This is a genomic window from Breoghania sp. JC706 (assembly GCF_037026715.1).
Classification (GTDB): Bacteria; Pseudomonadota; Alphaproteobacteria; order Rhizobiales; family Stappiaceae; genus Breoghania.
Genome location: NZ_JBANCG010000001.1, coordinates 95,178 through 119,976 on the forward strand (window position 1 = coordinate 95,178; position 24,799 = coordinate 119,976).

General features: G+C 64.3%; 24 protein-coding genes and 1 tRNA gene. 6 read left to right on the top strand and 19 right to left on the bottom strand.

The window, feature by feature from the left end; translation table 11 throughout:
* Positions 1 to 28 precede the first annotated feature (28 nt).
* Both V2L18_RS00465 and V2L18_RS00470 read right to left on the bottom strand, forming a co-directional pair.
* Positions 29 to 736 (bottom strand): response regulator transcription factor, encoded by a 708-nt coding sequence (locus tag V2L18_RS00465; RefSeq protein ID WP_336175681.1) that lies wholly within the window; start codon positions 734 to 736, stop codon positions 29 to 31.
* A gap of 31 nt (positions 737 to 767) precedes the next feature.
* Positions 768 to 1,304, bottom strand: coding sequence for a MarR family transcriptional regulator (locus tag V2L18_RS00470; RefSeq protein WP_336175682.1), 537 nt, complete (start codon positions 1,302 to 1,304; stop codon positions 768 to 770).
* Between the two features lie 247 nt (positions 1,305 to 1,551).
* Here V2L18_RS00470 and V2L18_RS00475 point away from each other — a divergent pair, with 247 nt between their 5' ends.
* Positions 1,552 to 2,451, top strand: a complete 900-nt coding sequence (locus tag V2L18_RS00475; RefSeq protein WP_336175684.1) for a branched-chain amino acid aminotransferase — start codon at positions 1,552 to 1,554, stop codon at positions 2,449 to 2,451.
* Between the two features lie 99 nt (positions 2,452 to 2,550).
* On the opposite strand, the gene V2L18_RS00480 is transcribed toward V2L18_RS00475, so the two are convergent.
* The 10 genes from V2L18_RS00480 to V2L18_RS00525 form a co-directional block, all read right to left on the bottom strand.
* Entirely contained in the window at positions 2,551 to 3,792 is a 1,242-nt protein-coding gene (locus V2L18_RS00480) for a multidrug effflux MFS transporter (RefSeq protein ID WP_336175686.1), read from the bottom strand.
* A 282-nt stretch (positions 3,793 to 4,074) separates the two neighbouring features.
* Positions 4,075 to 4,536 carry a molybdenum cofactor biosynthesis protein MoaE gene (locus V2L18_RS00485; RefSeq protein ID WP_336175687.1) on the bottom strand — a complete coding sequence of 154 codons (462 nt, stop codon included), beginning with the start codon at positions 4,534 to 4,536 and terminating at the stop codon, positions 4,075 to 4,077.
* A 4-nt stretch (positions 4,537 to 4,540) separates the two neighbouring features.
* Complete coding sequence (gene moaD, locus V2L18_RS00490; protein WP_336175688.1) at positions 4,541 to 4,792, bottom strand: molybdopterin converting factor subunit 1; 252 nt, start codon at positions 4,790 to 4,792, stop codon at positions 4,541 to 4,543.
* Positions 4,792 to 5,367, bottom strand: coding sequence for a CDP-diacylglycerol--glycerol-3-phosphate 3-phosphatidyltransferase (gene pgsA, locus V2L18_RS00495; protein WP_336175689.1), 576 nt, complete (start codon positions 5,365 to 5,367; stop codon positions 4,792 to 4,794). Before pgsA ends, moaD begins: the two co-directional genes overlap by 1 nt.
* A gap of 175 nt (positions 5,368 to 5,542) precedes the next feature.
* Complete coding sequence (locus V2L18_RS00500) at positions 5,543 to 6,868, bottom strand: GGDEF domain-containing protein (RefSeq protein ID WP_336175691.1); 1,326 nt, start codon at positions 6,866 to 6,868, stop codon at positions 5,543 to 5,545.
* Positions 6,869 to 7,106: 238 nt separating this feature from the next.
* Positions 7,107 to 8,684: a sulfotransferase gene (locus V2L18_RS00505; RefSeq protein WP_336175692.1), complete on the bottom strand. Its 1,578-nt coding sequence runs from the start codon at positions 8,682 to 8,684 to the stop codon at positions 7,107 to 7,109.
* 122 nt (positions 8,685 to 8,806) lie between these two features.
* Positions 8,807 to 10,798, bottom strand: coding sequence for an excinuclease ABC subunit UvrC (gene uvrC / locus V2L18_RS00510; RefSeq protein ID WP_336175693.1), 1,992 nt, complete (start codon positions 10,796 to 10,798; stop codon positions 8,807 to 8,809).
* A 57-nt stretch (positions 10,799 to 10,855) separates the two neighbouring features.
* Positions 10,856 to 11,623 (bottom strand): SDR family oxidoreductase, encoded by a 768-nt coding sequence (locus V2L18_RS00515; RefSeq protein ID WP_336175695.1) that lies wholly within the window; start codon positions 11,621 to 11,623, stop codon positions 10,856 to 10,858.
* A gap of 30 nt (positions 11,624 to 11,653) precedes the next feature.
* On the bottom strand, positions 11,654 to 12,652 hold the full coding sequence (locus V2L18_RS00520) for a calcium/sodium antiporter (RefSeq protein WP_336175696.1): 999 nt from the start codon (positions 12,650 to 12,652) through the stop codon (positions 11,654 to 11,656).
* A 153-nt stretch (positions 12,653 to 12,805) separates the two neighbouring features.
* On the bottom strand, positions 12,806 to 13,570 hold the full coding sequence (locus V2L18_RS00525; protein ID WP_336175698.1) for a glycosyltransferase family 2 protein: 765 nt from the start codon (positions 13,568 to 13,570) through the stop codon (positions 12,806 to 12,808).
* Between the two features lie 328 nt (positions 13,571 to 13,898).
* On the opposite strand from V2L18_RS00525, the gene V2L18_RS00530 reads away from it, so the two are divergent.
* On the top strand, positions 13,899 to 14,579 hold the full coding sequence (locus V2L18_RS00530) for an outer membrane protein (RefSeq protein WP_336175699.1): 681 nt from the start codon (positions 13,899 to 13,901) through the stop codon (positions 14,577 to 14,579).
* Between the two features lie 86 nt (positions 14,580 to 14,665).
* On the opposite strand, the gene V2L18_RS00535 is transcribed toward V2L18_RS00530, so the two are convergent.
* From V2L18_RS00535 to V2L18_RS00550, 4 genes are all read right to left on the bottom strand, one after another.
* Positions 14,666 to 15,265, bottom strand: coding sequence for a glutathione S-transferase family protein (locus V2L18_RS00535; RefSeq protein ID WP_336175700.1), 600 nt, complete (start codon positions 15,263 to 15,265; stop codon positions 14,666 to 14,668).
* Between the two features lie 179 nt (positions 15,266 to 15,444).
* Positions 15,445 to 15,879 (bottom strand): cytoplasmic protein, encoded by a 435-nt coding sequence (locus V2L18_RS00540; RefSeq protein WP_336175701.1) that lies wholly within the window; start codon positions 15,877 to 15,879, stop codon positions 15,445 to 15,447.
* Positions 15,880 to 16,060: 181 nt separating this feature from the next.
* On the bottom strand, positions 16,061 to 16,909 hold the full coding sequence (gene rlmJ / locus V2L18_RS00545) for a 23S rRNA (adenine(2030)-N(6))-methyltransferase RlmJ (protein WP_336175702.1): 849 nt from the start codon (positions 16,907 to 16,909) through the stop codon (positions 16,061 to 16,063).
* A 345-nt stretch (positions 16,910 to 17,254) separates the two neighbouring features.
* Positions 17,255 to 17,923 (bottom strand): cold-shock protein, encoded by a 669-nt coding sequence (locus tag V2L18_RS00550; RefSeq protein WP_336175703.1) that lies wholly within the window; start codon positions 17,921 to 17,923, stop codon positions 17,255 to 17,257.
* Between the two features lie 640 nt (positions 17,924 to 18,563).
* On the opposite strand from V2L18_RS00550, the gene V2L18_RS00555 reads away from it, so the two are divergent.
* Positions 18,564 to 18,818 (top strand): hypothetical protein, encoded by a 255-nt coding sequence (locus V2L18_RS00555; protein WP_336175704.1) that lies wholly within the window; start codon positions 18,564 to 18,566, stop codon positions 18,816 to 18,818.
* A gap of 136 nt (positions 18,819 to 18,954) precedes the next feature.
* Positions 18,955 to 19,596, top strand: coding sequence for an MBL fold metallo-hydrolase (locus V2L18_RS00560; RefSeq protein WP_336175705.1), 642 nt, complete (start codon positions 18,955 to 18,957; stop codon positions 19,594 to 19,596).
* 42 nt (positions 19,597 to 19,638) lie between these two features.
* Here V2L18_RS00560 and V2L18_RS00565 read toward each other — a convergent pair whose 3' ends face one another.
* Positions 19,639 to 20,022 (bottom strand): septal ring lytic transglycosylase RlpA family protein, encoded by a 384-nt coding sequence (locus V2L18_RS00565; protein WP_336175707.1) that lies wholly within the window; start codon positions 20,020 to 20,022, stop codon positions 19,639 to 19,641.
* Positions 20,023 to 20,306: 284 nt separating this feature from the next.
* Between V2L18_RS00565 and V2L18_RS00570 the strand changes: the two genes are divergently transcribed.
* Positions 20,307 to 21,197 carry a carbon-nitrogen hydrolase family protein gene (locus V2L18_RS00570; RefSeq protein WP_336175709.1) on the top strand — a complete coding sequence of 297 codons (891 nt, stop codon included), beginning with the start codon at positions 20,307 to 20,309 and terminating at the stop codon, positions 21,195 to 21,197.
* A 91-nt stretch (positions 21,198 to 21,288) separates the two neighbouring features.
* Here V2L18_RS00570 and V2L18_RS00575 read toward each other — a convergent pair whose 3' ends face one another.
* The gene (locus V2L18_RS00575; protein WP_336175711.1) at positions 21,289 to 22,044 is read right to left on the bottom strand and encodes an SIMPL domain-containing protein; all 756 of its coding nucleotides are present in this window, start codon (positions 22,042 to 22,044) and stop codon (positions 21,289 to 21,291) included.
* A gap of 242 nt (positions 22,045 to 22,286) precedes the next feature.
* Between V2L18_RS00575 and V2L18_RS00580 the strand changes: the two genes are divergently transcribed.
* Positions 22,287 to 22,362 (top strand) — tRNA-Ile (locus V2L18_RS00580).
* 625 nt (positions 22,363 to 22,987) lie between these two features.
* Here V2L18_RS00580 and V2L18_RS00585 read toward each other — a convergent pair.
* Positions 22,988 to 24,775 carry a ShlB/FhaC/HecB family hemolysin secretion/activation protein gene (locus V2L18_RS00585; protein ID WP_336175713.1) on the bottom strand — a complete coding sequence of 596 codons (1,788 nt, stop codon included), beginning with the start codon at positions 24,773 to 24,775 and terminating at the stop codon, positions 22,988 to 22,990.
* Between the last annotated feature and the right edge of the window lie 24 nt (positions 24,776 to 24,799).

Consider the following 24,799-nt stretch of genomic DNA (forward strand, 5'->3'; position numbering starts at 1 on the left):
GCGAATCTCGGCCAGGATCATCGCCCGCTCAATCGATCAGGAGGCGGTAGCCGATTCCGCGCACCGTCTGGAGGTAGATCGGGTTGGAGGGATCCGCCTCGATCTTTCGGCGCAGCCGATTGATCTGGACGTCAGCGGTGCGTTCTCCCTTGCCCATGTCTCCGCCGACGATCATGTGCCGCGGAACGGTTTCTCCCCCGCTCGCGGCAAAGATCGCAAGGATCTGCTTTTCGCGATCGGTCAGGCGCACGGTCTCGTCGCCGCGCTTGAGTTCGCCACGCTCGGTCAGGAAGACATAAGGCCCGAACCGGATCTCCGGCAGCGGCGCCGGTTCGCTCGAACGCCCGCGCTTCAGGATGTTGTTGATGCGCAGTAGAAGTTCGCGCGGCTCGAAGGGCTTGGCGAGGTAGTCGTCCGCCCCCAGTTCCAGGCCGTGGATACGGTCGTCCGAATCCGTGCGCGCCGTCAGCATCAGGATGGGGACCTGGGACTTCTGCCGGATATCCTGCGCGAGGTCGAAACCGCTTTCGCCGGGCATCATCACGTCGAGGATGAGCAGGTCGAAATCAAGCCCGCGCAGGCGCCCGCGCGCCTCGGCCGCTGATGCCGCCAGGCTGACCCGGTATCCGTGCTCGCCCAGGAACCGGGACAGGAGGGTGCGGATGCGGTTGTCGTCGTCCACGATCAGCAGATGGGCGGCATCGTCGGCCGGAACGGTGCGGGGGTGCGCTTGCATCGTCTTTCGGTTCTCTCGCGCGCCGGGCGGCTCACTTCTTGCCGGCGAGGCGGGCGACGTGGGGACGTTCTGCATCGTTGATGATGCGGTACAGGAACTGGCGGGCAATCTCGCGCCCACCTTCGGGAAGCTCGCTCAGCGCCTTTTCCAGCCGCACCGATTGCGGAACGGACAACTGGTGGCTCAGCGCCTCGCCCTTCGCGGTCGGATAAAGTAACCGCTGTCGCCTGTCCTGCAAGCCCGTGCGCTGGTCGATGAAACCCTCGTCGACCAGCTGCTTCAGGACACGCCCCAGACTCTGCTTGGTGATCTTCAGGATGTCGAGCAGTTCGGTCACCCGGATACCCGGATTTCGAGAGACGAAATGAAGCACGCGGTGGTGGGCGCGGCCGAAATCGTATTCGGCCAGGATCGCGTCCGGGTCCGAAATGAAGTCGCGATAGGCGAAGAACAGGAGCTCGATCAGCTCGTAGTGCAGCTTTTCCGGTTCCTGCGGGCCGCCATCGGTGCCTGCATTCGAGGCGGCATCCGCCCAATTTCGCGTCGCGTTGAAATTTACGTCAGCCATATTGACTTATTTCGGACCGATTGTTACACAGAATGCAGCTTCGACGAAAGGAAAGAACATTTTCCCCGCGTCCAGGTTCGATCCGTTGCTTTCGGGCGGATCAGGATGGGGAGAAGATACCGGTACTTTCGCTGCGACGCAAAGCCGCCACCTAGGGGGACGCCTTTAGCGCCGATATCGGGGCGGACATTGCAACGCAGTCGGGTCCGTGGGGGCCCGAACAACCAAAAATGTTGGAGAAGAGGAAATGGCCGGGCCTGCATTCGACCAAATGGACGGTGAGATCTGGTTCGACGGGCAATTTGTCCCGTTTGCGGACGCGAAAATCCACGTGCTGACGCATGGGCTTCACTATGCGAGCGCTGTGTTCGAGGGTGAACGGGCCTACTCCGGCCACGTGTTCAAGCTCGAAGAGCACACCGAGCGACTGATCCAGTCGGCCCGGATCCTGGATTTCGAGATTCCCTTCACCGCCGAAGAGATCAACGACGCCACCAACGAGCTCCTGAAGCGCGAGAAGCTGACGGAGGCCTATGTGCGTCCGATCGCATGGCGTGGCTCCGAGGCGTTGGGCGTGTCGGCCCAGCACAACAAGATCCACACCGCGATCGCCGTGTGGCAGTGGCCGAGCTACTTCAAGCCTGAAGAGAAGCTGAAGGGCATCCGTCTCGATATCGCCGAGTATCGCCGGCCGGATCCCCGCACGATTCCGTGCAAGGCCAAGGCCGCCGGGCTCTACATGATCTGCACGCTGTCCAAGCATGCGGCCGAGCACAAGGGCTATGCCGATGCGGTGATGCTCGACTGGCAGGGCAACGTCGCCGAGGCAACCGGCGCCAACATCTTCTTCGTGAAGGATGGCGTCATTCACACGCCGACGCCGCACTGCTTCCTCGATGGCATCACCCGCCGCACTGTGATCGGGCTTGCCCGCGACCGTGGCCTTGAGGTGAACGAGCGCACGATCGCGCCGGAGGAAATGGAAGGCTTCGAGGAATGCTTCCTGACCGGCACGGCAGCAGAGGTGACGCCGGTCTCCGAGGTCGGCCCCTATCACTTCGTGCCGGGCAAGATCTCCGAGCAGCTGATGCACGACTACGAGGCGTGCGTGCGCGCTCCGGGTGCCGCTGCGATAGCGGCTGAATAGGGCCTCTGGCGAGAGGCCGAGGGGACGTCAGCAAAGAAAAGGCCGCCCAAGGGAAACCCGGGCGGCCTTTTTCTATTGGGCGGTTCTCGATCGCCAGCCTCACGAATGGGGCGTGTCGCCCGGGCGGAACATGCGCCCGCGTTCCGTGATCATGACGACGATGAAGGCCAGGATCGAGAGGATCGCGAATCCGGTCGTGAAGGGGATGACCGTGCCGTCGAAGGCCTGTCCGATGAAATACCCCGGAATGGTGCCGCCGGTGGTGCCGACGAAGCCGATGATGGCGGCGGCTGAGCCGGCGATGTGGCCGACGGGGACCATGGCAAGCGCATTGAGGTTGGCCATCAGCAGGCCGAAGCAGCACATGCAGGCCGCCATCAGGGGGGCGAACGTCCAGATGGAATCGAGCCCCAGGTTCGCGATCAGGGAATGGATCACGTAGATGATTGCCATGCAGGCCAGCGCGTAGTGGGCGATGACCCGCATGCCGAGGCGCACGACCAGGCGCGAGTTGAGCGTGGAGGCGACGGCGATCGACAGGGCGATGCCGGCGAAGACCAGCGGGAAGGCCGTACCCATGCCGTAGACATCAACCATGATCTGCTGGGCGGAGTTGAGAAAGCCGAACATGCCGCCGAACATCAGCGCCACCGCGATCATGTAGCCGAGCGTCTGTCGCGTCGTCAGCGTGATGCGATAGTTGGTCAGGATCGAGCCTATGGACAGCCGGCCGCGGTCTTCCGGATGCAGCGTCTCGGGAATGCGCAGAGCGGTCCAGGCAAAAACGATGGCGCTGCCGATGGTCAGCAGGCCGAAGATCCAGCGCCAGTGCCCTGCGAGGATCATCAGCTGTCCGATGCTGGGGGCGATGACGGGAACAAGAATGAAGACCATCATGGTCAGCGACATCACCCGGGCCATGTGCCGGCCCTCGAAACAGTCGCGCACGATGGCGAAGGCGAGCACACGCGGGGCGGCCGCGCCCATACCCTGGACGAAGCGGGCCAGCAGCAGCAGCTCGAAGGTCGGGGCCATAGCCGCGCCGACGCTCGCCAGCATGTAGACGGCGAGCCCCACCAGGAGCACGGGCTTGCGCCCGAAACGATCGGCAAGCGGACCGTAGACGAGCTGGGTGAAGCCGAAGCTGATGAGATAGGCGGAAAGGATGACCTGCCGGTCGTTCTCGTCGGTCACGCCCAGATCCCTGCCAATGTCGGGCAAGGCGGGGAGCATGATGTCGATGGCAAGCGCATTCAGCATCATCAGCGATGCGATGAACACGATGAATTCGGCATAAGGGATACCGAGGCGCGCATAGGCGTCCGAGCGTGTCGAACTCATCTGAAAGTCCTTACTGGTACGGATGTCGGTCCGCTGGCGGGAACGTCAAAACGCCGGACGGCGACGCGTCACGCCGACCGGCCGGAAACACGAAAAACAATCCGGATCATCGCCCGCAAACGCGAGCGCGGATACGATGCTCCGGCACCCTGAAAGCACGTTGCTTTCGGCCATCCGGAAGGTCGCTCACCGGAGAGGCGCCGCCTGACTTATAACAGCCTGCGTCGTTGCGACCATAGACCGCAGCGAAAGAAAAAGGACCGGACCTTCAAGACGACGATATCAGGCCTTCTGCCAGCGCTCGGCCGCGGTGTCGTCGTGGTCGCGGGCCTCGACCCAGTCGCCCGACGTGCCGTCGGCAAGCCACTCTTTCTTCCAGAAGGGAGCGCGGGTCTTGAGGTAGTCCATCAGGAATTCAGCGGCCTCGAAAGCGGCAGCCCGGTGGGAGGAGGTCGTCACCACCAGAACGATGTTGGCCCCAGGCGCCAGCTTGCCGTGGCGGTGAATGACCGTGATGCCGTGGAGCGGCCAGCGGCTGCTCGCCTCTTCCGCGATGCGCCGGATCTCGGCTTCCGCCATTCCCGGGTAGTGTTCGAGTTCCAGAGCCGCGAGCCGACCATCCTCGTTGCGGCAGAGCCCGGTAAAGGTCACGACCGCGCCGACATCTTCGCGTCCATCGCTCAACCGGGCGATTTCCGCGGCCTGATCGAAATCGTCGGGCTGGATGCGAACCGTTATCGACATGGGATCAACCACCCGTCATCGGCGGGAAGAGGGCGATTTCGCGGGCGTCACCGATGGGCATGTCGTGCTCGACGTGCGTCTGGTCGACGGCAACCCGGATGACCTCGGGGCGTTCGAAGGCGGATTCGTATTCGGGGCCGCGCTTGCTCAGGAAGGCGAGCAGATCCGCCGGTGTGGTGACCTCGGCCGGCAGAGCGATTTCCTCCTCGGGCATGCCGATGCGTTCGCGCACCCAGGCGAAATAGAGGATCTTCATCACGGTTCCTCGATCAGATGGCCGATGCCGGCCTTGAAGTAGTCGTACCCGGTATAAAGCGTCAGCAACCCGGAAATCCAGAGCAGGCCAAGCCCGATGAGCGAGGTGCCGGGCAGCACCTCATCGCCTGCCGGACCCGCGAGCAGGAAGCCGATCGCCACGAGCTGCGCCGTCGTCTTGTATTTCGCAAGCTTCGTCACCGGCACGCTGACCTGCAGCTCCGCCAGGAACTCGCGCAGTCCCGAGACGAGGATCTCCCGGCACAGGATCACGATGGCCGGGATGAGCGACCAGTTGCCGACCGTGCCCTCGGCGGCGAGGATCAGCAGACAGACGGAGACAAGCAGCTTGTCCGCGATCGGATCGAGCATCCGGCCGAGCGCCGATTGCTGCTTCCACATGCGGGCAAGATAGCCGTCGAAAAAATCGGTGATCGCGGCCGCAACGAAAATTCCCAAAGCCGTCCATCGCGCGGCATTGCCGGGAACGTAGAAGCAGGCTGCCACCGCAGGCACGGCAAGAATGCGGCCGTAGGTCAGCAGGTTGGGAAGGGAAAAGGCAACGGAAGCGGACATTTCGGCTCGTCGGACTGGACAGGCGGCGCGCACCGTCCTGCGGGCGCCGTGTCGCGTGGAGCTTTGGGGCCTGGAGCGGAGATGCGACCGGTCACCCCGTTTGCTACAGGAAGGACACGGCACTTGCAACGGGACAATACTGCACTGCGAGACAAGCACGGGGCGGACCCGTTCGTCAATTCGGCCGGGAGCATGCCGTCTCGGGGAAGGAAGGCGCACCGGTCTTCGGCTGTCCGATTTCGCTGTAGGCGGACACGACCCGGTTCCGCCCTTCATGCTTTGCCGCGTAGAGACGGGCATCAGCGCAGGCGAACAGGGCATCATAGCTCGTCGCCTCGACAGGGGCCGTGGCGACGCCGACGGAAATCGTCGATCCATGGAGATCGGATGCGGAATGGCTCTCGACCGCCTCGCGCAGGCGTTCGCCCAGCAGGGCGGCCGCAGCCGGGCCGAGGTTGGGACTGAGAACGACGAACTCTTCTCCGCCATAACGGAAGAGCTGGTCGTCGGGCCTCAGGGTCCGGGCCAAGATCTTCGCCAGCGCCTTCAGCACGTCGTCGCCGACCTTGTGCCCGAACCGGTCGTTGACGGACTTGAACCTGTCGATGTCGATGGCGAGCAGGCTCAGGGGCTCGGCGGCGGAAACTTCACGCTGAAAGGAATCAAACGCCAGAAGTTCAAGCTTGCGGCGGTTGAAAACGCCTGTCAGCGCGTCCCGGCCGGTCTGCTGGAGAAGATCTTCGTACCGTTCACGATAGGTCAGGGTATAGAAAATGTCGGAAACCTGGCGCCCTTGCGTGGGGTGTTCCGCGGCCGGTCGTTCGCGTTCCACGAAGCGCAGATAGCCGACGATCAGCGCGCTGAAGACGAACGCGGCGCAGACCTTGGCCATCCAGCCGCCGATCATCGCCGCGTAGGGCGCACCGGAATAAAAATGCAGCGCGGTGAAGAAGCCGGCCTGGTCGAAGGTTAGCACGGTGGCGCCGCAGGCAAACAGGCGCAGGAAGGGAACCCGTTTGAGCCAGGCGCCGAGCCGTTCGTAGAGCAGGATGATGGCGATGGAATCGATGAAGAGCAGCACCGTGCCCCACACCATCAGCCACCCCATTTCGTCGACGAACCGCATGTCGGGCACGCGGCCCGGCGCGATCGGCGCGATGTCGTGATTGCGCAGGATCATCACGAGCCCGACGATCAGGAAATTGCCGATCAGAAGGCCGTAGATGGGCTGGCGGACGACGACGGCATCCTCCTTGATGTAGAGCATCAGGATCATCATCAGCTTGCCGGAGAAGAGGACGGTCGAGCCCGGCGAAAGCTGGCCGAAGGGAAGCTGAATGTAGAAGACGCTGGCCAGATACGTTTCCAGGAAATGCATCACGCCGATGGCGCAGACGAATAGACCGATACCGAAACGTCGGCGGCCGTAGAGCAGGCCCGCCATCACTACGAAATAGAGCAGCGCCTCGCCGAGCAGCAGAAGAACGTTCTTGTCGACCAAAATGCCTCCCCCGCGTCACGCGGCCATCGCGTGCTGCCGGCCTTGTTCACCCCGCAACGGCATCTTCTCTTAGGTCTCTGACCGTCCCGAAAGGCAATGCCAACTGTCACCCGATACGCCGTTGCCTAGCACGAAAGCCATAAGTTTTCATACTGAATTCAATGAACTCGGAAGCTTTCCCGAACAGGGCCGACTGGTCGTGATGTGCGCGGTGGAGTTCGCAATTGCGTCGCCGGGCTCAGCTCTTTGGTGACAGGTCGCCGAGCGCGGTCAGCAGTGGTCCGATATGCGGTTCGTAACGCTTCCAGCGAGCGATCGAACTGGAGTAGATCGGTTGGCGCACCTGTTCCTTGGAAAAAGTGCGCACCTGCCTGTCGCCCTTGTAGAATTCAAGGCAGGCATCGTCCCATTCGAGCCCCGCATGGGCGATCAGCGCCCGGCTTTGACCTTCCTGGTCGGCGACCATGGCCTCGTAGGATTGCTCATGAATGGTGACGGGGAGCACCGCCTTCCAGTGCTCCATGAGTTCCCTGTAGAGACGGTAGTAGAGGCCCAGTGTGGTCTGGCTGCGATTGTAGTCGTGCGCGGCGTTCAGCGCCTTTGTGTAGATGGAGATGCAGCAGTCGACCGGTTCGCGCGTGCAATGGATGAAGGTCGCCTCTGGAAAGAGGAGCGCCATCAGCCAGAGCATTTCGAAGTTGTGGGGCATCTTGTCGGCGACGCGGTCCACCTTTGGTGCAAGCCTGTCCAGAAGCGCCAGATACTTGCGTCCGAGGCGCTTGTAGTCCTTGTCGTCGAGCGCCAGCACGTTTCTTGAGAATGTTCTGGGGTTGCGGGAGCCGTCGCGCAACGTCTGGCCCTGCCGGCTGAAGAACTTCAGTTCGCCGACACCGGCCGCCCGCGGGTGCCGGTTGAGGATCTGTTCTGTCAGCGTCGTGCCCGAGCGCGGCATTCCGAAAATGAAGACCGGTTTCTGACTGTCGGTCCCCACGGCCTTGCGCTGTTCGAAGAATTCGCGCGTGAACAGCTGCTTCATCGCCTCCACGCGGGCCTTGTACGTGTTCACGTCGTATTCGGCATAGGTCAGTTGGTGCGCGCGTTCGTAGTGCTCGAAGGCCCTTGCCGGATCGTCAGCATCGTCCCACATCGCGCCTGCCGCGAAATGCAGTCGTCCCTGCACCTTCTGAGTGCGGCTCTCGTCTTTGGCGATCTCTGCTTCCAGCCGGGGAATGTCCTCCGGATCACGGGTGCGTCCGCGCAGTTCGGAGAGCGGGATATAGGCGTCGGACGGGTCGCCATTGTCGGATGCAGTCGCCTTGCGGAACCAGGCCTCGGCTTCGGCGGTGTTGCCGAGGGCGAGTTCCAGTTCGCCGTATTCTGACAGCGCGCCGATGTGGTCGCCGGCGAGCGCAAGTGCACGATCGAGACATTGCCGGGCCATCCGGTCGCGGCCGGTGAGGCGATAGACCTCGCCCAGAACCACATGCATGTCCGGGTTCTTCGGCTCCAGTGTCACCGCCTTGCGCGCGGCGGCGATGGCCTCCTCGTCTTCATCGAAGACCGTGTGTGCACGGGCCAGTTCCTCGAAGACGATTGCCTTCTTCTTTGCGACCTGGGCCGCCTTCTTCAGAAGCGCCAGTCGTCGGGAATCGTCGCCGGCATCGCGGGCCGCCATCGCCAGGGCGAAATTCACCCGCGCATCGCGCGGCTCTGCCCTGTGCAACTCATTCAGGAGCGGCAACGCATCGTCGATCCGGTTGACCTCCAGCAGATCGAGCGCGCGTTGAAACATCGTCTCCGCATGCATGCCGTGCATCGTTCTCGCCTGCGGGACGTCCGCAGCTCCTCTTCGCTTATGTCGGATCTCGCTTCCGGGAGCCGGACTGTAGAGCACGTCCCGCAGCGTTTGAAGGGCGATTGAGCCTGCCCGGGCTCATCCTATTCGTGGAAATGGTCGTAGATCGCCTGGGCGGTGGCTTCGGAAATGCCGTCCACCGCCGTCAGGTCCTCCACGCCGGCCTTGGAGACGGCCTTGGCGGTGCCGAAATGGCGCAACAGCGCGCGCTTTCGGGTCGGGCCGATACCGGCGATCTCGTCCAGCGGGTTCGTGCCCATCTCCTTCTTGCGCCGTGCCCGGTGGGTTCCGATGGCGAAGCGGTGCGCCTCGTCGCGCAGGCGCTGGACGAAATAGAGCACCGGGTCGCGTTCCGGCAGCATGAAGGAGGGCTTGCCCTCCACGAAGAACTTCTCGCGCCCAGCGTCGCGGTCCGGGCCCTTGGCGATGCCGACGAGCGGCACGTCGGTCACGCCGAGTTCCTCCAGCGTCTCGCGCACGGCGCGAAGCTGTCCCTGCCCGCCGTCGATGAGCACGAGGTCGGGCCACGCCGGCACGGTCATCGCCGTCTCTGCGTTCTCTTCGCTGTCGCCGGGTCCCTCCGCAGCCTCGCGCGCCTCCGCCATGCCGGGGCGCTCGTCGGCATGTTCCTTCAAGAGGCGCTGGAACCTGCGGGTCAACACCTCGCGCATCATGCCGTAGTCGTCGCCGGGCACCAGATCCTGTGAGCGGATGTTGAACTTGCGATAGTGGTTCTTGGCAAATCCCTCGGGGCCGGCGACGATCATCCCGCCGACCGCATTGGTGCCCATGATGTGGGAGTTGTCGTAGACCTCGATGCGGCGGGGAACGCGCGGCAGATCGAAGGCCTCGGCGACCCCGGCGAGCAGCCGCGCCTGGCTGGATGTCTCCGCCAGCTTGCGGCCCAGCGCCTCGCGTGCGTTGGTGAGCGCGTGCTCGACAAGGTCGCGCTTTTCGCCGCGCTTGGGCACCGCGATCTCGATGCGGCGGCCGGCGCGCTCGGAAAACGCCTCGGCCAGCAGCTCGCGTTCCTCCGGCTCGTGCGACAGCAGCAGAAGCTTCGGCGTTTCCTTGTTGTCGTAGAACTGGGCAAGGAAGGAACTGAGCACCTCCTCCGCCTCCAATGCCTTGTCGGCCTTGGGGAAGTAGGCGCGGTTACCCCAGTTCTGGCCCGTGCGGAAGAAGAAGACCTGGATGCAGGTCTGTCCGCCTTCCTGATGCACGGCGAAGACGTCGGCCTCATCGACGTTCTGCGGGTTGATGCCCTGATGCTGCTGGACATGCGAAAGGGCGGTGAGCCTGTCGCGGTAGATGGCGGCGGTTTCGAACTCTAGCGCCTCGGAGGCCTTCTCCATCGCCTCCGCCAGTTCGTTGTGGACCGTCTGGCTCTTGCCGGAGAGAAACGCCTTGGCTTCCTTCACCAGCTGCGCATAGCCGGCCATATCGATCTCGCCGGTGCATGGCGCCGCGCACCGCTTGATCTGGAACAGCAGGCAGGGCCGCGTGCGGTTCTCGTAATAGCTGTCGGAGCAGGTCCTGAGCAGGAAGGCCTTCTGCAGCGCGTTGATCGTGCGGTTGACGGCGCCTGCGGAGGCGAAGGGACCGAAATAGTCGCCCTTGCGGGTCCGCGCGCCGCGATGCTTGGTGATCGCGGGGGCCTCGTGATCGCCGGTGATCAAAATATGCGGGAAGGATTTGTCGTCGCGCAGCAGCACGTTGAAACGCGGCCGCAGGCGCTTGATGAGGTTCGCTTCAAGAAGCAGCGCTTCGGCCTCGGTGCGGGTGGTGACGAATTCCATCGTCACGGTCGCCTGCACCATCCGCGCGATGCGGTTGGAAAGTCCGACGAGCCGGGTGTAGTTCGTCACCCGCTTCTTCAGGTTGCGCGCCTTGCCGACATAGAGCACGTCGCCGCCCACATCTATCATGCGGTAGACGCCGGGCGCATTGGGCAATTGGCGCACGAAGGCCGCAATGACTTCGACGCCGCGCGGCACGCGCGCCGCGGTCTCTTCCGCTGGTCCCGCCTCTGGGGCCGCCGCGGTGTTCCTGTCTTCGCCTTCGGTGTCACTCATGGACGCTATCTGGTCAGAGTCGTGCCAACATGCAAACGCGCAACGGCTTGCCCGGCGTTATTCCACGATCCCGGTGACGTCCGGCGTCTGCCAGGCGACATGCTGGCCGCCGTCGAGTGCGATCATCTGCCCGGTGATCGATGGCGTGTCGATCAGAAAGCGGATGGTGCGGCCGAATTCCTCCAGCGCCGGCCCGCGGCCGAGCGGCAACGCCGCGCATTGCGCCTCGAAATCGGCCTGTTGCTGGCGGGGACTGGCAAGTGCGGGGCCCGGTCCGATCGCATTGACGCGAATGCGCGGGGCGAGCGCCTGGGCAAGCGTGACCGTCGCCGTCCACAGAGCCGACTTGGAGAGCTGATAGGAAAAGAAATTGGGGGTCGGCTTCAGTACCCGCTGATCGATCACATTGACGATATTTCCCGTCGCCCCGTCATCCAGAACGCGGGCCATCGCCTCGGCTAGCAGGCACGGCGCGCGCACGTGAACCGCAAAATGGTCGTCGAAACGGGTGGGATCGAGCGTGCCGATCTCGTCGCGCTCGAAGATGGAGGCGTTGTTGACGAGAAGCCGGAGCGGGCCGAGCGTGCGAACGGTTTCGCCGGCGAGCGCGGCCGGCGCCTTGGGGTCGCGCAGATCGGCCAGCACCACATGCGCCTTGCCGCCGGCGGCGCGGATCTCTTCGGCCACCGCCTCGGCCTGCTCGCCGGAGGTGTTGGCGTGAATGGCGACGCGCCAGCCATGGCGCGCCAGATCGAGGGCAATGGCGCGACCGATGCGTCTTGCGGCTCCGGTCACGAGCGCCGCGGCGTCCCGTTCATTCCTCACCGGTTTCTCCTCCACACGGTTCCTTCGGTATCAGGCCACCGATCCGGATGCGAAAACGAAGAAGATGTAGAGGCAATAGCCGGTGACAAGGGCCAGGCCCAGCGGCCAGCGCAGATGGCTGTGCATGAAGGCGAAAATTGCCAGCAGCACCGTTGTCGCCAGCATGACCCAGATATCGTAGCGCATGATGGCTTCGGGAACATCGAGCGGGGAGATGACCGACGTGATGCCGAGGATGGCGACGATGTTGAAGACGTTCGAGCCCAGCACGTTGCCGAGCGCCACTGCCGATTCCTTGCGAATGGCCGCCATCACCGTGGTGGCGAGTTCCGGCAGCGAGGTGCCGAGCGCGATCACCGTCAGGCCGATTGCGGTATCCGTGACGCCCCAGCTGCGGGCGATCTCCACCGCGCCCTGGATGGCGAGCTGGCCGCCGAGCGGCAGGCCGATCAGGCCCGCGACAACGAGCGCGAAGGCGACCGGCCTGCCGCCGGGCGCATCGTCGAATTCCTCCAGCTCGGCGATCTGGGCATCGTCCAGCGCCGTGCAGTCTCCGTTCTGATAGTCCTTGCAGCGGCGCTGGTGGCGGCGCATCTCGCGATAGGAATCGAACAGGAACAGCCCGAGCAGGGAAAGAAGCACGATACCCATCGCCCGGTTGAGCGTATCGAACGTGCACATCGCGGTGAAGATCACGGTGACCGCAAGCAGGAAGGCGGCGTTCTTGCGCACACCCTTATCGGTGCACACCGTCGTTGCGATCAGCGCCGGGACGCCCAGGACCAGCAGCACATTGGCGATGTTGGAGCCGACGACATTGCCGACCGCAATGCCCGATACGCCGTCGAGGGCGGAGCGCAGCGATATGACGAGTTCGGGAGCGGACGTGCCGAAGGCGACGATGGTCAGGCCGATGACAAGCGATGGGATGCCGAACGAGCGGGCAAGCGTTACCGAGCCGCGCACCAGCACATCGCCGGCCACGAGCAGGATTGCGAGCCCGCCGGCCAGGCTGATGTAGTCGAGCATGCTTTTGTTTTTCCGTTCAGCCGGTCTTTTGGTTATCCGGCGTGGAGCGCGCTCTCCCGATGCGGCCGGATACGGTCACGCGCTATATAGGTATTCGATTTCGCCGGCGAAACCCGCGGGCGACAAGTTGTGTCAGCGGGGCTTTCAGGACCGTTAGCGCCACCGTCGCTCCAGGTGTTTGGCGATACGCATGTGGCGGTAGATGGCGTGGTTCATGGCCGTAAGAAAGCCGTAGCGTCCGCGCAGGAAATGGCGGCGCAAGAAATAGGCCTTCAGGAAGGCGAAGGGAAATTCGCTCACCATGCGCCACGCCGGCAGCGCCTTGCCGCGCGCCTCCAAATCCGCGACCTGCATGTCGGAATAGGCGTTGAGCTTGCGCAGTTCGTCGCTGAGCGAGCGGATCGAGCGATGATGGATCCGTTGCCGCAGGCGGCCGACGGACACACCTTGCGCAAGATCCACCCGGTCATGGACGGTGCTTGCCGAATACCGCCCGGCATCGCGGTGGTAGAGACGGACGGGCGCGATCGTGTAGCTCCAGCGGTGCGGGGCGCCTTCGCCGGGAAACTGTTCGGCGATGGGCACGCGATAGGCCCGGTGCGGAGGCTCCCCCGCCTCGAAAAGACTTCTCATTTCGCTGACCAGCGCGGGCGGACAAATCTCGTCGGCATCAATGTTGAGCAGCCACGGCTCATGGCACTGATCCTCCGCGAACCGTTTCTGCGGGCCATAGCCGGCGAAGGCGTTCACCACCACCCGCGCGCCTCTGGCCTGCGCGATCGCGCGGGTGTCGTCGTCTGAGCCGGAATCCACGACGACGATGTCGTGGGAGAGGTCGCGCACCGCGTCGAGCGTCGCGCCGATGCGATCGGCCTCGTTCTTTGTGATGATGAAGATCGACAGAGGTATTCGGTTCATCGCCGCTCGCGCTGTGTGGCAGGCTGAAAGAAAAGGTTACTGTCCGATAGTCGCCGCAACGGCCGTGAGGAGGGAACCTTGTCCGGCCGAAAGGTGTTTTACCCGTGTGGCGGTCAGCGGTCGAGGGGACCCTAGCGGGTGCTGCATCCGGTTACGGGGGGAGACGTTTACATCCTCCTAACCATGCGCGGAAATACCTTCGATTTGACGCGATTTTTCCTCAATTGCCGTCTTCTCCCGCCACAATCCGCGACCACCTTGAGGTCGTATCGCAAGCGCAAACGATCCTTATCCTTCGCGAAAACGCGTACAATTCGGAGTACTCTTGATGAAACGCCTTCTTGGAACTCTTCTTGCCGGCGCTGTGATCGGCGGTGGGGTTGCGCCCGTCCTGGCAGCCGATTTGCCGGAGCCCGCCGCGCCGGAGGCATATTCCGCTCCGGCGCCGGTGCCGCAGGAACGGTTCTACTGGACCGGCTTCTATTTCGGCGGCACGCTGGGCTACGGCTGGGGTGATCGGGATGCGAACGGGCCTGCCACGGGCAGCTTCGACCTCGATTCCAACGGTGTGAATGCCGGTGTCCACGCCGGTTACAACTACATGTTCACGCCGAACTGGCTGCTCGGCATGGAAGCGGATATCGCCTACACGGATCAGTCCGACAGCGCCTCGCCGAACGGTGTCGGCGTCAAGGCGACGTCCAACTGGCTGTCCACCGTCCGCGCGCGTGCGGGCTATGTCTTCGACAACAACGTGCTCGTCTACGGTACGGGCGGTCTGGCTCTGGCCGATCGCAAGTGGTCCGGCGGCGGCTCCGACGACAGCGACGTGACCGCGGGCTGGACCGTCGGCGGTGGCGTGGAAACCGCGCTCACCGATCACCTGACGGCGCGTGCCGAATACCTCTATGCCGATTTCGGCAAGGAGAACTACAATTTCGGCGGAACGTCGGTGAAGTCCGACCTCAGCGAGCACATCGCCCGCGTCGGCATGAGCTACAAGTTCTAGAGCGCTTTTCGTTCAACCGGAATTGCGTTCGGACGGAACAAAGCGGCGCGGCCTCAGGAAGGCCGTGCCGCTTTTTCGTCTCCGGGCTACGGCTTGGTCCTCTCGAAGGCCGGCAGGCGGGCCGAAAAATCGTCGAGCCACGCGACGAGGCGCGGATGCGTTGTGCGCCAGGCGCCTTCGAAGCGCAGATCGAGATAGCCGAGCGAGCAGGCGAGCGCGATCGCGCCGGCATCGAGCGTCGAGCCCAGGCGCGGCGGTGCGGCCTCCAGCACTGCGAGCGTGCGATCGACCTTCTCCTGCTGGCGCTTGAGCCAGGGCTCGTAGCGCATGTCCTCGGGCCTGAACCGCTTTTCATAGACCATCAGCAGCGCCGCATCCGCCATGCCGTCCGCCATGGCCTGCATCCGCAACACATCGAAGCGGCCCGCATCGACCGGGATGATCCGGCCGCCGCCGGCCCGGTGATCGAGATATTCGAGGATGACGCGGGAATCGAAGATAGCCTGCCCGTCCTCGGTGATCAGAACCGGAATTTTTCCCAGTGGGTTCTGTTTGAGGAACCTGTCGTCCGGCTCGTTGGTGTCGGTCGGCTCCACGAGAAGGATCGCATCGAGGCCGAGCACGCTCGCGGCGAGAAGCACCTTGCGCCCAAAGGGCGAGGAGGGGGACGAATGAAGCACGATCATGAGAGTCACTCCGGGGAGCCGGTGCCAGCCTGTCGTGTCGAAAAGGTGGGGGGCTAGCTAAACCGGACTATGCGGGCAGGGGGGAGGCGACGGGGAACGACGATGCGGACGGAGCTGCGCGGCCCGCCGTCACACCGGCGTTGCATCACGGCGATCACAGCCTTCGCGCCGACGGACGTTCAACGGCGCACGACCCGGCAGTTTCCATCATTGACGCGCCAACGGTCGAAGCCGGGCAGGCAGGCTTCCACATTCCATGAAACCCCGACAAAGCCGGAATAGGCCTCGATCATGTAGTAGACCGGATGCAGGCGCCCATTGGAGAGGTAGGCCCTGGCGCGGCAGTAGCGGCGGGCGACCGGGCTGGGCGTGTCGAGCGCGTAACCCGTCTGGCCGACGAGATCCATCTTCTCGATCGAGATGCCACCGCGGTAATCGGTATCGGCACGGGCAATGGTGCGGCGCACTGCGCTCTGCACCGAAGGTGCATCGCAAAGGGGAAGGGACGTCGGGCCTCCTGTCAGGCCGAAATAGACGCCCTCGGCATGTGCGGGGGCGAAAAGGAGGCAAACCAGGGTTGCTGTCAGCGCAAAAACGCGGGGCAGGGCGGACATCGCGTCCTCCGGTTGAAGTTGCTCGGTACGCGAAGACTGGCGGCAGGCATTGCAGGATATGCGGAAACGCTGGCGTTCGAATCCCGGACGCTGCATCCGCACTCATGCGGATGCACGATGTGTTAGCGCGTCCCTTCAGTCAAGCCTCGCCCGGTCGGCCAAGTCCCGTCCGGCCGCAGGGTCATTCGGGCACCAGCCAGTCGACGGTGCCGGAGGCGCCCGGCCCTTGCGCCAGGATCTTCGCCAGCCACGGCAGGGCGCCGCGCAACTGGGCTTCCAGCGTGAAGGGCGGATTGAGGATCAGCATGCCGCACGCCTTCAACGTCCCGTCCTTCGTGGGACGGGCGACCTGGAATTCCGTGCGCAGCATCTTGCGCAGACCCGTGTCGATCATCATCCGGTAGAAATGCTCGAGCGCCTTTGTGTCCTTGATCGGATACCAGGCGACGTAGGTTCCGGTCATCCAGCGCCGGGTCGCCTTGAAGATGCCGGCCGCAAGCGTGCGGTATTCGTCCGGTTCCTCGAACGCGGGGTCGACGATGACCATTCCGCGCTTTTCCTTGAACGGCACGAAGCCGCCCAGCGCCAGCCAGGCGTCGAGTTCGACGACGCGGACCTGATGGTCGCCGGCGAAGCGTTCGGCGAGGGCCGCGTGGTCCTCGTGGTGCAACTCGGTCAGCGTCAGTCGGTCCTGGGCGCGCAGGAGGCGTCGCGCGATCTCGGGCGAGCCGGGATATTGCGTCAGCGGACCCGCTCCGTTCGCTTCGCGCACGAGTTCGAGATAGGGCGCCAGCAGCGGGGCGGCCTGATGCGACGGGGTGATGTCGATAAGCCTGCCGATGCCGTCGCGCCATTCCCCGGTCTTCTGGGCCTGCTCGCCGGACAGGTCGTAGTGGCCGATCCCGGCGTGCGTGTCGAGCACCCGGAAGGCCTTGTCCTTCTTCTTCAGATGGTCGATGACGGCGATCAGTACGGCGTGCTTCAGCACATCCGCGAAGTTGCCGGCGTGATAGGCGTGACGATAGTTCATCGGATCCGTCGAAAAGTCTCTGCGTCCGCGCGGCGGGCTGCAGAGCGATTGCGCAAGTTTCACCGTGTATCGGAATTCGGCGGCGAAAGGAATGCGCGAGAGCGAGAGTGCGGGAAGGAGACGGGGAAGGTGCCCACGCGGCCGGTGCCGGCTTGTGTCGGCTTGTGCACGCATGCCGTGCCTCCGCCGGCTTGGGCGTCCTGCGATCCGCAGTTTCGCGAAAAAAGCAGTCGCTGCGACGAAAACAAGAACGGCGCGCCCGGTCTCATCCGAACGCGCCGTCGATGTCATGTCATCCGGCCCCGCAGCATTCAGTGCTGTGCGCCGGAAAGGCCTGTTCGGGGATCAGGCGTCTTCGAGCCTGAGTTCCACCGCCTTGGGGCCCTTGCCGCGCCGGTCGGGCTCGGTCTCGAAAGACAGGCGCTGCCCGCTCTCCAGTTCGCTCAGGCCGGACCGTTCGACCGCGGAGATATGGACGAATACGTCGATCCCGCCTTCGTCAGGGGTGATGAAACCAAAGCCCTTGTCGGCCTTGAAGAACTTCACCGTCCCCGTCTGTCGCGGGCCCCGTTCGACGGGGGCGCGATCGGCTGCCGGGCGTTCGGGACGCGGTCCGTCGGGGCGCGGGCGATAGCCGCCGCCGGGACGGTCTTCCGCAGGGCGGCCGCCGCCGAAGCTGCGTTCGCCGCCCCGGTCTCCACCTCTGTCTCCGCGTTGTTCGCCCCCGCGCGCAAAATCACCGCGCCCCGGGCCCCGGTCCGCACCCCTGTCGCCACCGCCGCTGTAACCGCGCCGGTCGCCATAGCCTCCCGTATCGCCGCTCCGGTCGCGACTGAAGTCGTCACGCGGAGCGAAGGTCCGTTCGGGCGGCTCGCTGCCATAAACAGGGCCCCCGAAATCGGCGGGGTATCCGAAATCTTCCGGACCGCCAAAGTCCGGTCGGCTGTCAAAACCGCGGGACCCGCGGCCGTGCCCGCGTCGTCCTTTGCTGCGGCGTTCCGGCTCGTCATCCATGTCCGGATCGCCACCCTTGCGGCTGCGCCAATCAGCCATCGTATTCCTGCCTCTTCCCAGTCACTTTCGACCCTTCACCATCGCGTCGTCGAATTGACGCGCCGCTCCGTCGCGGGTCATCCGGCGTTCATGCCGGAAAAGCCGCAAGCCGTAACGGAAACGACCATGCCTCCCAGAGGGTGCCCAAAAGGCGCCCCTTTCCGGAAACGTCCTGCCTGGTCGGGCTGATGGACCGTGAAGCGGCAACGCATTCTGCGCCGTTTCGGCCTCCATTCGCGCTCCGGATTCCACGTCCGCACCTGGCCGTCGCCATTTAAGATTAAGTTCCCCCACAGAGCAAGTCATAGCTCAGCAATTGCGACAATTTCGGCGGAGCTCGCCTGGCTGGTCTTGTCCCGGGGGCGATTATTGTTTGATCCGTTAAAAACAATTATTCGCCCCCTAATCGTTCTTGCGCGTCGGGGGCGATGTAGAGGAATTCGCGAACGTATTTCCCACCGTATCGTGGCTGGCGGCGCAACGGCACCGGCCGGCGCGTTAAGTATGCGCGGCAAAACATCGAGACAAAGTTTAAAGGTCGAGGTAAGGACTCGTTAATATTCATTGATTGTCGACTGCCGATTTGCAGGGAGCTCCCGCCATGAAGAGTTTCGACGACCGTCTTGCGGCCGCCGTGATCGCCGGTCTGGTTGCGGGAACCGTCACCGGGCTGGAGCCGCAAGCGCACGAGCAGCTCATGGAAAACACGCGCTGGGCCGCTCGGCAGGCGCGGGACGTGGGCGACGATTTGTCGGAGGGCTATCGCCAGCTCGGGCGGGACGTGGAAAGAACCCGGGACATGATGGCGCGCGCAAGGCGCGGATTTCGCGACGTCTCCGATGCGCTGGGCGGCTGAAGGCCGGTCGCGACGCACGCCCCTATCCGGTGACCCGACGGGTTTTCGAGCGACTTTTTGATGTCGGGTGGTTTCCCCGGACGGCGGAGTATTCTAGTTCTGCCCGGTCAGCGTTTTTCCAGCCCGGCAGGATCCCATGACCCAGCTCAAGGTGGCGATCATTCCCGTCACGCCCTTCGCCCAGAACTGCACGCTTCTTTGGGACGACGAGACCAAGGCCGGCGTCGTCGTCGATCCGGGCGGCGATGTCGAGGCCATTCTCGACGCGCTGAAGTCGGAAGGCATCAAGGTCGAACGCATCCTGATTACCCACGGCCATATCGATCATATCGGCGGGGCCGCGGAGCTGGCCGAAACGCTGGGCGTGCCGATCGAGGGGCCACATCAGGCGGACAAGCCGCTGATCGAGCGGGTGAAGGATCAGGCGCGCCAGTTCGGCTTGCCCGACGTGCGCGCGATGACGCCCGACCGCTGGCTCGTCGAGGGCGATACGGTCGATGTCGCGGGAGTGGAGTTCCAGGTTCTGCACTGTCCAGGACATGCGCCCGGACACGTGGTGTTCTTCCACGAACCGTCGCGCTTCGCGCTCGTCGGCGATGTTCTGTTCAAGGGCTCGGTCGGGCGCACGGATCTGCCGGGCGGGGACCACGCTGCTCTCATCCGTTCCATCAAGGAAAAGCTGTTCCCGCTCGGCGACGACGTCACCTTCCTGTGCGGACACGGGCCTCATTCCACCATCGGCGCGGAACGCGCGAGCAACCCCTTCCTTCAGGACTGAATGCACCGGGTGCGGCCCGATCCGTCGCGAGCGGGAAAGAGCTCAGTCCGGGCAGCCGGGAACGGGCTTGCCGGCCGGATCGTCGGCGAGGATCAGGGACACCGGCGCGGTGCCTGAATTGATGTAGCCGAGCTTGCGGGCCGCTGCCCGGGTCAGATCTATCACGCGTCCGCGCGTATAGGGGCCACGGTCGTTGATCCGCACTGTCACGCTCTTGCCGTTGCGCAGGTTCGTGACCTTGACCTTCGTTCCGAATGGCAAGGTGCGGTGGGCGGCGGTCATGGCATTGGGATTTGCCATTTCGCCGCTGGCCGTGCGGGTCGTGTATTCGTACCAGGCGGCCTTGCCGCAGGCGGAGGGAGCGGCCTGCGCGAGCGAGCAGGCGCCGAAAAACGCGGCGGCCGCGATGATCAGGTGCTGTCTCATGGTGTATCCCCGATAGGGCGTCGCTTCGGGCGGTCGAGCGCGCCTGGAAAGGTCCGCCCTTAGGGGCATAATGGGGCAAAGCTGCGGCACGGCCGGTTTTTGACGTATTTTGTTCGCCGGGAGACGCAGAGTTGCCGTTAACCGTTGCGTAGAGGTCTGCCGCTCCGGCGCCGCCGGGTGGTCGGCCTCAGGTATTTTCGCAAGGCTGTCCGGCGTGCTATTGGAATAGTTCTTTCCAGAACCGGCCACGCCGGGATCTTTCAGAAATTCAGGAGGACAGGCGGATGCGCATTGCGGCCGCACAATACCCGATCGACTGGCTCGACAGCCTGGACGACTGGAAGACGAAGACGCGCGACTGGGTGGACCGCGCGCGCTCCCGGGGGGCGGAGCTGCTGGTCTTTCCCGAATACGGCTCGATGGAGCTGGCCTCGCTGTTCGGCCGGGAGGTCGCCGGCGATATCCATGCGTCGGTGACCGCGATGGGCGACCTGCTGCCCGACGTGAACACGCATTGGCGCGAACTTGCGGCAAGCTCCGGCGCGCACATTCTCGCCCCGAGTTTCCCCGAACGCGACGCGGTGGGCGCGGTACGCAACGTCGCGCGCCTGTTCACGCCGGCCGGCGCATGCGGCGAGCAGGCGAAGATCGTCATGACCCGTTTCGAGGGCGAGCGCTGGGGCTTTGTCGGTGGCGGGCCGATCCGCGTGTTCGAGACGACGCTCGGCCGCATCGCCATCGATATCTGCTACGACGTGGAATTTCCCGCCATCGCCCGCGCCCAGGCCGAAGCGGGGGCCTGGTTGATCCTGGCGCCGAGCGCGACGGAGGGGGTGATGGGCGCAAGTCGGGTCGCCATCGGGGCCGCCGCACGGGCGCTTGAAAACCAATGCTATGTGGCAACGGCCCCGACATCGGGCCGGGCGTCGTGGTCTGCGGCGGTCGATGTCAATCGCGGTGCGGCGCGCGTCGTCTGCCCGCCGGATATCGGGTTTGCGGAGACAGGGCTTCTTGCGGTTGGAGAGATGGATGCGGCGCAATGGGTGTACGCGGAGGTCGATCCCGGGCTCGTGACCTCGGCGCGCGCCGACGGCGACGTGCTGATCTTCGCCGACCGGAACAAGCCCGGCGGCACCGCACCGAAGGCGGAAGTCATAGATCTCACGACGGGCTGAGCGTCGGCCATCGCGAAAGCGGCAAGGGAAAGGGCGCGCCGGGATGGCCCGATCCTCTCCCTCGCCGTGTCCTGCGTCCTTAGCGCGGGCGCTATTGCTCGAGCTGCCAGGTGATGGTGACGTTGACGCTCAGCGTCTCCTCGCCGGCTTCCACGGGAACCGCGGCCGCGTCCTCCTTCATCGCCCGCATCATCATCACCGGTTGCGGGCGGCTGACGTTGCCCTCGTCGATGGAGAGGATCCGGCCGAGGCGCACGCCGGCGGCCTTGGCATACAGTTCCGCCTTGCGCTTCACGTCGGCGACCGCGGCCGTGCGGGCCTCGTCGCGCCGCTTGTCGGCATCGGAGACGATGAAATTGATTCCGCCGATATTGTTGGCGCCCTTGGTCACCATCGCATCGAGCAGCGCACCGAGCCTGGAGAGGTCGCGCACCCGCACCACGACGCCGTTGTTGACCTGATAGCCGACGATCTTGCGGTCTTCCAGCCAGTTGCCGTTGCTATCCCGTCTCTCGGCATAGCGCGGCGAGATGGAAAAGCCGTTGGTCTGGATGTCGCGCGCCTCGATGCCCGCGGACTTGATCTCCGTGATCAGCCCCGTCATCGCGTCGGTGTTGGCCGTAAGCGCCTCACGCGCGGTCTTGGCCTGGGAAACGACGCCGGAGGTCACCACGGCCATGTCCGGGGTGGCGGTCACCTCGCCGGTGCCCGTCAGGCTCATGGTCGCGATCTTGTCCTGGCTCTGGGCGGAGGCCGGCATCGCGAATGCGCAAAGCGCGGCGACCAGCATGGCGGCGGTGGCCTTGCCGAGGGCAGGGCTGATGGCCGGGAGGTGCGAGCGCGTCATGGTGTTTCCTTTGATCTGCAGTCGGTGTTTGCGGGTCATGCGGTATCGGGTGACCCGTTCGCAGTCATCGCCGCCGATTGCGGCACCCTTGCGGCATTCGCGCAACGAGGCGTGCGTGTGCCGTGCGTTACCGCATCGCGGCTCTTGTGCCGACGCTGTCTGCTGGTATAGGAAACGTCAAGAGCCGGCCCCGTGAATTCGGGGCACTGCTGTCGGGAATGCCCTGGCGACGGGGCGTTCGGGGGCCTGTAGCTCAATGGTTAGAGCCGACCGCTCATAACGGTCTGGTTGCAGGTTCGAGTCCTGCCGGGCCCACCACCCCCTTCCGCCGAGCATTGATATTTCAAGAGAATTCTCTCGAATTGTCTCACCGACGGAACGAGGGGTGAAAAGTGGGACATTTTTGTGGGCCCGCTTGTCTTGTGGGTCGGCCTGTAGGCGGTCCGCCTGGATCGAATTTTCCTTGTTCAAATGGTCGAACGCGGAAGCTGCCAGACGGCGTTGTCGGGCTTTGAGGGTGTAGATACGGGCAGTCTTTGGACGCTCCATCCGAACACGGCCATCAACTGGTATTCGGTGGCTCCGACCTCTGCGAGCACGGTTGTGGCTGCTTTTTTGAGTCCCTGGGAAGAGCAGTCGAATAGCTGGGCCCGATCGCACCTATCTCGCATTTTGTCTGACCTGCCGCGGTCCTTTCATCCAACGGAGACTGGAGCCCGATTGTTGTTACGCCGCTCTCCAAGCTCGGACCGCCGGATCTCGATGGACGGCCAGGGAAGCTCCTGCGACAACGCGATGTGGTCGAGGCATTCTTCAAGACCATCAGTCGGAGCTTATCTTGCTGGTTGCTTGGCAAGCCCGCTAGCAAGTCGAAAACGCCATCGTCAGACACAAAGCGCACGCGTGCATTCAAGCTTGTCCTTCGCGGTCGCGCGGAGGTCCGTCAGTAGCGGGCGGTAAAGCTCGCTTGGATCGCCCAGTCGCCGGATCGCGTCGCGCCGACGTTGGTCAGTGCGTAGGCGGCGCTGAGGCTGGTGGAGACGCTTTTGCCAATATCGTAATCCGCCCCAAGCCCGACACTGGCAAGCGTCGATGAGTCATCATTCGCCTTGTCGACGCCGTATCCCGCATCGGCGAACAGATACGGCGAAAGGCGATCGGACAGACCGGTGAACCGGCCGAGAAGGGCGAAGGCCGGCAGGCGCAGCTCGTTGCGCCAGGTGAAGCCGCTGTCGACGCTGACATCATCGTAGCCGTAGCCACGAACGGCGTAGCGACCGCCCAGCGACATGCGTTCGGTATCCGGTAGCGGCTGGCCTGAGAGAATGCCCGAAAACGCAGAGACCCAGGTGAGATGTGCCGGCAACGGCGTGATGCGGCTGATGTCGAGCGCCGCGTAGGCGTAGGTCACGTCATCGACGCGGTTGTTGGAAAAGAGAGACCAGGCGGCCGCGTCATTGTCGCCCAGAACGCCGCCGGGATCGGCCTTCACGCGCGCATCGATGGCCGTGCGCCCCAGTCGGTCGTTGACGGTGCGCGTCCAGCCGAGCACGAGTTGGAAAAGATCCGCGCCGCCATTGGCAACGGGAATGCCGGCGAAATAAGTCGTGCGTTCCAGCCGCTTGAACTCCACGCCGCCATAGATTTCGCCCCAGTAATGGCCGGGCAGCAGATTGGAGACGGCAGAGCGGTAGATGATCGGCAACTCGAATGTGCGGTTCTCGAAAGCGATAAAGGGGTTCGGCTCCTGCCGGCTCGCCACGAAGGCGGGGGCGATTTCGAGTTCCTGGCGGGCGAAAGTCGGGATGGTGATGCGCGCGGAATGGCTGAGATAGTCGGGATAGTCGCCATCCTGCGGCACCAGCCGCCCGGGATCGGCGAAGGCCGTATCGCTGCCGGTGAGCTGGTAAGAAACGACCGTGCCGCCGAGCGCCGCCAGATAGGCGTTGGCGCCGACGAAGTAGCGGTCTCGGCCCGTATCCTTCGAACCGGAATTCGACCAGCCGGCAAAGACCTGCCACGGGCGCTCCATGCGCACGGTCAGATCGAGATTGCTCAGTCCCGTTTGCTCACCCGGCCTGAAAGCCCCTTGCGCCCGTCGGTAGGGCGTGCGGTTGAGCCAGGAGAGATCTTCTTCGAGCTGGGCGGCATCGATCGGTTCGCCGGGCTTTGCGCGTAGCTGCGAACTGATGGCGCTCTCGGCCGGTTCGCCATTGACGGCGACGGTTCCCAGTTGGAACTCGATCACGCGCACCTGCAGAACGCCGGAGGTGATTTCCTGCGGCGGCAGGGTGACGGAGACGAAAGGAAAGCCGGCCGTTTTGTAGACACGGGCGATCGCCGCCTGGACGTCGCGCGCAAGCGCCAGGGAAAGGGGCTTGCCGAGGAAGGGGGACAGGGCTGCGCGGATCGACGTCGGATCGACCGTCTTGCCGGCCTCGCCAACCGCAGCGATACCCGTGATACCTGATGCGGGATGCGCGGCGACGGCGTCGCTTTGGCCGATGATGTGGATGCCGGCGAGGTTTACTCCGAGCGGCGCTTCGCTCGCCCTGCCGAAATCCTGCTCCGCGATCGAGACGGAGGACGTCGGCACATCGGGCCGCTTCGGAGGATGACGCTCGATCGCAGACTGCGCCAGGGCCGGCGAGCCAGCCAGGAAAAGTCCCAGGGCCATGGCCGCACTGACAGCCGGCAGGGTGACGCGGAAAGACGTTACGCTACACATCATGCTCGCCATTCTTGTCCGCATCCG

Excerpts from the sequence above, each read along its gene's own strand:
- moaD (WP_336175688.1), bottom strand. The coding sequence starts at position 4,792 with ATGAAGATCCTCTATTTCGCCTGGGTGCGCGAACGCATCGGCATGCCC.
- V2L18_RS00570 (WP_336175709.1), top strand. The coding sequence starts at position 20,307 with ATGCGCATTGCGGCCGCACAATACCCGATCGACTGGCTCGACAGCCTG.
- rlmJ (WP_336175702.1), bottom strand. The coding sequence starts at position 16,909 with ATGAACTATCGTCACGCCTATCACGCCGGCAACTTCGCGGATGTGCTG.
- V2L18_RS00565 (WP_336175707.1), bottom strand. The coding sequence starts at position 20,022 with ATGAGACAGCACCTGATCATCGCGGCCGCCGCGTTTTTCGGCGCCTGC.
- V2L18_RS00535 (WP_336175700.1), bottom strand. The coding sequence starts at position 15,265 with ATGATCGTGCTTCATTCGTCCCCCTCCTCGCCCTTTGGGCGCAAGGTG.
- V2L18_RS00470 (WP_336175682.1), bottom strand. The coding sequence starts at position 1,304 with ATGGCTGACGTAAATTTCAACGCGACGCGAAATTGGGCGGATGCCGCC.
- V2L18_RS00485 (WP_336175687.1), bottom strand. The coding sequence starts at position 4,536 with ATGTCGATAACGGTTCGCATCCAGCCCGACGATTTCGATCAGGCCGCG.
- V2L18_RS00530 (WP_336175699.1), top strand. The coding sequence starts at position 13,899 with ATGAAACGCCTTCTTGGAACTCTTCTTGCCGGCGCTGTGATCGGCGGT.
- V2L18_RS00560 (WP_336175705.1), top strand. The coding sequence starts at position 18,955 with ATGACCCAGCTCAAGGTGGCGATCATTCCCGTCACGCCCTTCGCCCAG.
- V2L18_RS00550 (WP_336175703.1), bottom strand. The coding sequence starts at position 17,923 with ATGGATGACGAGCCGGAACGCCGCAGCAAAGGACGACGCGGGCACGGC.
- uvrC (WP_336175693.1), bottom strand. The coding sequence starts at position 10,798 with ATGAGTGACACCGAAGGCGAAGACAGGAACACCGCGGCGGCCCCAGAG.
- V2L18_RS00585 (WP_336175713.1), bottom strand. The coding sequence starts at position 24,775 with ATGATGTGTAGCGTAACGTCTTTCCGCGTCACCCTGCCGGCTGTCAGT.
- V2L18_RS00480 (WP_336175686.1), bottom strand. The coding sequence starts at position 3,792 with ATGAGTTCGACACGCTCGGACGCCTATGCGCGCCTCGGTATCCCTTAT.
- V2L18_RS00465 (WP_336175681.1), bottom strand. The coding sequence starts at position 736 with ATGCAAGCGCACCCCCGCACCGTTCCGGCCGACGATGCCGCCCATCTG.
- pgsA (WP_336175689.1), bottom strand. The coding sequence starts at position 5,367 with ATGTCCGCTTCCGTTGCCTTTTCCCTTCCCAACCTGCTGACCTACGGC.
- V2L18_RS00555 (WP_336175704.1), top strand. The coding sequence starts at position 18,564 with ATGAAGAGTTTCGACGACCGTCTTGCGGCCGCCGTGATCGCCGGTCTG.
- V2L18_RS00520 (WP_336175696.1), bottom strand. The coding sequence starts at position 12,652 with ATGCTCGACTACATCAGCCTGGCCGGCGGGCTCGCAATCCTGCTCGTG.
- V2L18_RS00475 (WP_336175684.1), top strand. The coding sequence starts at position 1,552 with ATGGCCGGGCCTGCATTCGACCAAATGGACGGTGAGATCTGGTTCGAC.
- V2L18_RS00525 (WP_336175698.1), bottom strand. The coding sequence starts at position 13,570 with ATGAACCGAATACCTCTGTCGATCTTCATCATCACAAAGAACGAGGCC.
- V2L18_RS00505 (WP_336175692.1), bottom strand. The coding sequence starts at position 8,684 with ATGCACGGCATGCATGCGGAGACGATGTTTCAACGCGCGCTCGATCTG.
- V2L18_RS00540 (WP_336175701.1), bottom strand. The coding sequence starts at position 15,879 with ATGTCCGCCCTGCCCCGCGTTTTTGCGCTGACAGCAACCCTGGTTTGC.
- V2L18_RS00575 (WP_336175711.1), bottom strand. The coding sequence starts at position 22,044 with ATGACGCGCTCGCACCTCCCGGCCATCAGCCCTGCCCTCGGCAAGGCC.